3 protein-coding genes are annotated in these 7,318 nt (G+C 76.4%); all 3 read right to left on the bottom strand.

What is annotated here, in order from left to right; all coding sequences use genetic code 11:
• Nucleotides 1–4,793, bottom strand: a 4,793-nt coding sequence (locus tag NBZ85_RS24765; protein ID WP_261562686.1) for a hypothetical protein, incomplete at its 3' end; no start/stop codon positions are given.
• On the bottom strand, nt 4,786–5,637 hold the full coding sequence (locus tag NBZ85_RS24770; RefSeq protein ID WP_261560604.1) for a hypothetical protein: 852 nt from the start codon (nt 5,635–5,637) through the stop codon (nt 4,786–4,788). The genes NBZ85_RS24770 and NBZ85_RS24765, both read right to left, overlap by 8 nt.
• A complete protein-coding gene (locus NBZ85_RS24775; RefSeq protein WP_261560605.1) occupies nt 5,634–7,223 on the bottom strand; it encodes a hypothetical protein in 1,590 nt (529 codons plus the stop codon). Before NBZ85_RS24775 ends, NBZ85_RS24770 begins: the two co-directional genes overlap by 4 nt.
• Between the last annotated feature and the right edge of the window lie 95 nt (nt 7,224–7,318).

The following is a 7,318-nucleotide window of genomic DNA, read 5'->3' on the forward strand; positions in this document are numbered from 1 at the left end:
CGCGCGAACAGCCGGGTGGCGGTGATGACGCCGGTGACAGCCACCCCGGCGGAGACCGGGTCGGAGGGGGTCAGCCCGGGCCGTAGATGCTCCTCCACCCGCAGGTACTTGCGGCCGGCCCGCAGGTCCGCGTCGTTGCGTAGCCGGACGATCAGGGGGAAGGCCGACAGGGCAGCGGTGTCGAACAGGCCCGTGGTGTAGACGAGCTGGACGCCCAGCCGGTCGGCGACGGCGAGCTGGAGGTCGAGGAGGTAACCGGCGCTCGCACGGCCGATCGGGTTGTCCAGGAACAGCACGCCGGCATGCGGCGCCCGCAGCTGGCCGCGATCGTTGGCCCGCAGTGCCGCCATCGTGCAGTACAGGATGATGGCGGCGGTGAGCTGCTGACCGCCGGAGAAGACGTCGCCAAGCTCGCTGACCCTTACCCGTTCGGTGCGCAGGACCGCGTCCGGTTTGAGGATCTCGACCCGCACGCCACGGTGGAGCGCGGCGCGGACCCCGCGCAGCAGCAGTCCCATCCCGTCGCGGCGCACGGCTGCGGCCCGGGCGCCGCGCACGTCGCCGGTGCCGAGGCCCGGGTCGGCGGCGCGGGCGGCGTTGGCACCGCGCCGCGATGCCGCGGGCGGTCGGGGTTGGGCGGCGACCGCCGCGGCCGCTGTCTCGTCGACCACCCGGCCGAGGTCCTCCGCCAGCGCCCGGTCATCTGGTTCGGCGAAGGAGATGCGTAGGAAGTCCTGACCCGACCAGTCGCCGAGTCGGTCGGGGAGACGGGACAGGCGGCCGGCCGCGCGCAGCGTGCCGAGCGCCGCACGCACCATCCCCTCCAGGCGGGCGACGATCGCCTCGCGGTTCCGGCCGATGTGCGCGAGGTCGTCGTCGAGGCTGCGCAGCCGGGGAGCGAGAGCCTGCGCCCAGGCCGCGGCCCCGTCTGCCACGGTCTCGCGCCCGGCGCGCAGCATCTGACGGCGGGCCGGGGTGCGCACGGCGTCGAACCGGTCCTGGGCCGCCCAGGCGGTGACGGCATCGGCCGCTGTCCGCACGGCGCCGGCGGCCTGCCCATATCCGGCAGCCGCCTCCCGCCAGGCGAGACGCAGCCGATGGGCGCCCTCCCGAGCCTGGCGTGCGTCCCCCGTGAACGGGACGGCCACCGCAGGCCCGTCGGCTCGCGCCGGTTCACCCGGGCGGGGCTCGGCGAGCGCTGCCGCTGCCGCGGCCCGCCCGCCGGTTTCGGCGCTGCCCGCTCCGGCACTCGTCGGTCCCACGGTTGCCTGGGCCGCGACGGGCAGGTCCGCGAGGTTCTCGGCGATGACGGTGAAGGCGGCCAGCTCCTCGGTGTGCCGGGCGGAGCGCTCGACGAGGTCGTCGCGGGCGCAGCGGGCCCGAGCGTGGCCGTCCTCGGCGTGCTCGACCGCGGCGGCGGCGGCGCGCAGCAGCTCCTCGGCGTGGCCGAGATCCGTCGGCACCTGCTCCCCGGTCAGCGGTGCCACCCCGCGTTGCTGTACCTCCGCGGTGGCGGCACGCAGTTCCTCGCGCAACGAGCCGAGCCGCTCGCGGGCGTCGTCGAGCTCGGCACCGACCGCCGCGGCGGCCCGGCGAGCCTGCGCCTCACCGGCCGCCCGGGTCGTGCTGTCCCCGCCGCTGAGTCCCGCGAGCAGTTCGCGGGCCCGCATCCGAACGGCCAGCGCGAAGGCCTCGAGCGCCGCCCGGGCGGACGCCTCCTCCCGGCGGGCCCGATCGATTTCGCCGCGTAGGTCCGCACCGACCTCGACCTGGGCGTAGGTGCGACTTGCGGCCTCGTAGGCAGCGCGTAGCACCGCGACGGGCGGCCCCGGCTCGTCGGCCGCGCCCGCCGCCCGCGCGGCATCGCCCGCACCGACGATGCCGCCGCTTTCCGCCCGGGCGGCCGCGGCGTTGCGACTCGCTTCGTCCGCGCTGCGAACGGCCTCCGTGGCCGCGCGCCGCTGCGCGGCGGCGTCCTCCCGGGCCGCCCGGGCCTCGGCCAGGTGGTCCTCCGCGACGGCGGCGATCTGCTCGATTTCCCGCCCGGTCGCGGCCGGGTCGCCGACGGAGCGGGCGAGCTGATCCAGCGCGGTCGCTCGTGCGGTGGCCTCGGCGGCGGCGACCCGCAGCGGTTCCACGTCGGCCAGCGCGCGCCGCGCCGCCTGCTGCGCCGCGGCTGCCTCCCGGCCGGCCGTGGCGAGTTCGGCCTCGGCTGCCCCCAGGGTTTCCCGGGCGGCCGTCACCTGCGCCGCCAGCCGATCGAGGTGCCCGGCGGGGTAGGTGCGCCGCCAACCGGCGAGGGCCGCGGTGAGGTTACGGTCCGCCGTGATCCGGTCGTCCAGCGCCGCGGCGAGCGTGGTGCGTTCGTCCTGGCGCGTCCGGATGGCGTCCCGCTCGGCGGCGGCGGCCGCGGTGTCGTAGAGCGCGGGGTTCGGCCGGACCATCATGATCCGATCGCCGTCGATGACCGGGCCCACCTCGTCGAGCAGGTCGTCGACCCCGCCCACGGCGACGATGCCGTCGGGGAGCAGGGCGGCCGCGTCGAGCACCTCGCGGACCCGTGCGTGAGCCGCCCGGTCGGTGATGACCACACCGTCGGCGAGATGGGGCCGCGCCCGCAGGACCCGTTCGCGCCGGGCGGCCGGCACCGCGTGCGCGAGATGGGACCAGCCGGCCACCGCGGCGATCCCGGCGGCCTGCAGGGCGTCGACCGCGGCGGCGACCTCCTCGCGGGGTGGGCGAAGACCGCCTCCGCCCAGCGCGCCAAGCAGGCGACGGTCGGCGTCGGCGGCAACCGACAGCTCGAGCCGGCGCGCCTCGGCCGCAGTGATCGCCTCCGCCAGTCGCTCCCCGGCGGCCTCGGCGACCGCGTCGAGGATCCCGTGCGCGCCTGCACCCGCGGCGGCCTCGCCGTCGCGCGCGGCGGCGCTCAGGCCGCCCGTGGCCCCGTTCGGCCCGCCCGGGCCGGCGTCCCCGAGCAACTCCGCGAGACGGCCGCTGGCCAGCAGCGCCGCCGCGCCGGCCCGGGCCTGGTCGAGCTGATCGGTGAGCCGATCCAGCGCGCCGCCGGCGGTGACGACGCGGTGCTGGGCGGTGCGGGTCGCGGCCTCCGCCGGGCCGCGGTCCGCAGCGTGGGTGGCATGGCTGAGCGCGTCACGCACCGCGGCGGCAGCCTGCTGCGCGCCGGCCTCGGCCCGCTGGGCCTGGCGGGTGAGATCGGTGCCGCCGGGGGCGATCAGCCCGGCCCGGGCGGCGGCGGCCAGCGCGTCGAGCGCCGCCACCCGCCGCTGTTGAAGGGCCTGCTGCCGGGCGCGTGCCTGCGCGGCGTCGTCGCTGGCGCGGCGGTCGGCGCGGTCGGCCGTGGCGGCGCGCCGGTCGTGCTCGCTGGCCTCGGCCTGCGCCTGGCGGGCCGCCTCGGTGGAGGCCGAGGCCAGCCGGTTCAGGCCGAGCAGCAGGGCCCGGGCGGCGCCGTCGCGGTCGGCCAGCGCCGGCGCGGCGACGTCCTCCGCAGCGGCGATGAGGCTGGTCAACCGTTCGGCTTCGGCCGACGCCGCCGTGAGACGCAACACGTCCTCGGCCGCCCGCCAGGCGTCGATCTCGGCGGCTGCCGCGTGGGCGTCGGCGACGAGCCGGTCGCGCTCCCGCTCGGCGTCGGCGAGGCGCCGCTCGGCGATCCGGCGACGCAGCGCGAGAACGGTGCCGTGCCGGCGCGACCGGACCTCGTCGGCGTCGCGTTCCGCGTCGCGCGCGGCCTGCACCTGGGCGTCGAGCCCGGCCAGCGCGGCGGCGTCGCGGCGAACCCTGGCCTGCACACCGTCGTACAGCTCGGCGATCCGGCCCCGGGCGCCCGCGTAGCCTGCGCCGGCGTCGGCGCGCCGATCGATCGCTGCCACCAGCGGGTCGAGCCGCGCGAGGGCTCCCGCGACGAACTCCCGCTCGGCGCTGAGCGCGGCCCGTTCGGCGAGCTTGGTCGCGTAGCCGTCGACGACGTCGGCGATGCCCGCGGGGTCCTCGGGCGAGGTGACGGCGCGCAGCAGAAAGTCGACGAACTGCTCGTCGGAGCCGAACGAGAACGCCTCGGCCGCCTCGCCCTCGCCGGCGTTCATCGCCCGCTGGTAACGGAACAGTTCCGGATCGAGACCGAGGGCGTCCAGATGCTCCTTCCAGGCGCCCTGATGTGTCTGCCAGGTCAGGCCGAGCGCCGGGTCGGCCGCGTGGGCGTCGTGGAGGCGGCTGCGCAACCCGGCGAGAGTGACCTGGCGGCCCTCGGCGGTCAGCGGCAGGGAGGTGATCTCCAGCCCCCCACCCGGCCGGAAGGAGTACCAGGCCTCGGTGAGCCGGGTTGCGTCGGTGGCCGCGCGACCGCGCCACTCACTGACCTTGCCCGTCACCACCCGGTGCCCGGTCACCGCGTGCTGCCATTCGCAGGCGACGTGCCCGCAGTCGCCGGGCAGGACGAAGTTGTCCAACACCCGCCCGTTGGAGGTGCCGACGACCTGCCGCCGGCCCGGCAGCACCACGGAGAAGATCAGTTTGATCAGGACGCTCTTGCCGCCGCCGTTTTCCAGGAACAGCACCGAGGCGGGGGAGGGGCGCCGTGGCCGGCCCGGCGCGCCGGGCTCGACCATGGCCCCCACCGCCGCCCCCGAGACCACCCGCGTCGTCGGGAACAGCCCGTCCTGACGAGGGCCGGCGACCGGTGCGCCCACCCCCGAGAAGTCCAACAGCACGTCGCCGAAACGCGCCCCCGGCGGCCCGATCGAGTGCAGCCGCACCCGGGAAAGCTCATACATCCGTTGCCTCCCCGGCCGGCATCGCCTCGAGCAGGGCCGGCTCGTCGACGAGGACCCGAACGCTGCCGGCGCCGTCGGTGACCGTGACCACGCCGAGGGCCAGCAGCTCCTCGAACGCCGCATCCGCGGCCAGCTCGCGGATCTGGACCTGGTAGCGGGGCGTGGTCCGGTAGGTGCCGCCGGCCTCGTCGCCGACCGAAACAAGGCAGCCGGACTCGGCGAGGAAGTTCATCGCCCGGGCGATGATTCCCGTCGTCGACCCGGCGAGGCGGCGCGCGTCGCGGGTGGTGCCGGTCGAGGCGCGCCGGGCGTAGAGGCGCCAGGCGGCCTCCAGCTGCGGCGCGTCGACCGGCGGATCGACGTTCAGGTCGTCGTCGGCGGTGCGTTCGGCCAGCAGCCGGCAGCTCTCCCGGACGAAGGCATCGACGCCGTGCACGCTGACCCGCCCGACGTAGGAGGCGTCGGCGAGGTCGGCCGGGCGTGGGTAGGCGAGCGCGGCGACGGCGAGCTGGGCGAGTGCGTGCAGCAGCCGGTCGGCCGCGCGATGCTCGCCGCCGGCACGGCGGGCGTAGTCGCCGATCCGGACGGCGAAGGCCGAGTCCTCGGCGCCGGCCGGGACCAGGCCCGCCCGCTCGGAGACGTCGAGCACGACCAGCCCGAGGCCGGCGGCGATCGCCCGGGTCAGCGCGGCGAACTCCGCCTCCCGCAGGTAGCGCCGCACGAGGTCGCGGTAGTCAGGGTCGCGAGCCGGTACCAACCGGGCCCGCAGGCCGAACGACACCAGCCGGGCCGCGTCGTGGGCGGTCGTCGGCCCCTCGACGACCGTGTCGGGCTGCTGGCTCATCGTGACCTCCCTCCCGTCGGCGCAGCTGCGCCGCCCGTGGCCTCCAGCTCCGTCAGGACTGAGGTGATATCAGCCGGGTCCGACAACTGCGCCGAGCTGGCCGCGACGACGATCCGGGCCCGGCCGACGAGCAGGTCGGCGCCGCCGAACTCCGGATCGTCGAGCGCCGTGCCGTCGTCGACGGCGACCGTGAGGGTGGCATCGCCTGCCTGCCGGGAGGCGTCGACGAGGGGGTTGACCGCGTGGAGGGCCAGTAGCGCGACGAGTTCGGCGACGTCCCGGTCGCCGCCGCGGCGGGCGTCGGCGAGCAGGGCGGACAGCCGACGCGGCGCCGCCGGGTCGAGTTCGAGCAGCCCGAGCGCGCGGGCCCAGGTCTCGTCGTCGAACCGCGCCGGCTCCGCCAGCGACACCAACTCGGCCTCGATCACCTCGGCGCCGAGCGTGTCGCGTTCCAGCGGCGGGCGCAGCAGCAGGTCGACGAGGTCGAGTACCCGGGGGGCGCGGGGCGTGCGCACGCCGACGGCAGCGGGGAAGAACGCCGCGGCCGGGCGCTGTGCGTCCCCGGCGGCCAGCGTCAGTGTCGGTACCAGCAGCTGGGCATGCAGGTCGACGCCCCCGCGGGCCGGGGTGACGGCGAACTGCTGGCGGTCCTGCTCGGCGCGGAAGACCGCGCCCGCCTCCAGCAGCCGGGCCTGCAACTGGGTGTGCCGGCGGATGCAGTCCCCGACGATCGCGACGAGGTCGGCGGCCTGGCGTTTGTGGTCGGCGTCGTCGGCGGAGTCACGGTAGCGGCGGATGTGGGTGAGGATCGCGTTCTCGTAGCGGTAGCGCTGCTCGACGTGGTGCAGGGCCTCGTCGACGAGGGCGGGCATCGCCTGCAGCCAGTCGACCGCGAGGACGTTGCGCCGCGTCGCGTCGAGGTGGCGGCGCAGCTGCTCGGCGTACTGCACGGTGCGGTACCGGGCGGCCTCCGCCGCGCTGCGGGCGTCGGCGAGCCGGCCGCGGCGGATGAGCGTGTCGAGGGCGACCTCGGCGGCGACCTGCGCCGAGGTGATGTCGGTGTCCAATGCCCCGACCAGCACGGTCACCGCCTCGTCGGTGGCCCGCAAGTAGATCTCGCCGTGCGGATCGGCGAACTCGACGAGCAGCTTGAAGTCGAAGCGGCGCCGTTCGTAGCGGCCGTCGGCGTGCAGGGTGCCGTATCCCGCCTCGAACCCCCGGTTGACGTTGCCGACGTTGAGGAGGTTGTGCAGCACCCAGGACGCCACTCGTTCGTGCTCGGCGCTCGGCCGGTCGGGCGCCTGGGCGGCGGCGAGTGGGACGAGGCGGCGGCACACCTGGTCGTGATCCGCGCCGCGATCGAAGTCCATCGCCACGGTGACCTGGTCAATCGCATGCAGGCCGAGCTCGGCCATCGCGTAGACGGCGAAATCCGCGCCGTCCAGGTGCGCCTTGCGCACGTCGAGATCGTGCAGCGGCTGTGTCAGCGCGAGGGCCTTGAGCCGGCGGATCATCCCGACGTCGCCGACGAGCCCGACCGCGGTGGGCAGCCGGTCGGGGCCGGGTGTCGACGCGGACTCGATCATCCGTACGACTCTAGTGGTCGGCGGGGACCGGGCTGCCCACCACCCGGCGACGACGCCCGGGTGGCCGCACGGCGGTGGGGTGCCGCGGTGGGCGG

The sequence above is a fragment of the Frankia tisae genome (assembly GCF_025403405.1).
In the GTDB taxonomy this organism is placed as follows: domain Bacteria; phylum Actinomycetota; class Actinomycetes; order Frankiales; family Frankiaceae; genus Frankia; species Frankia tisai.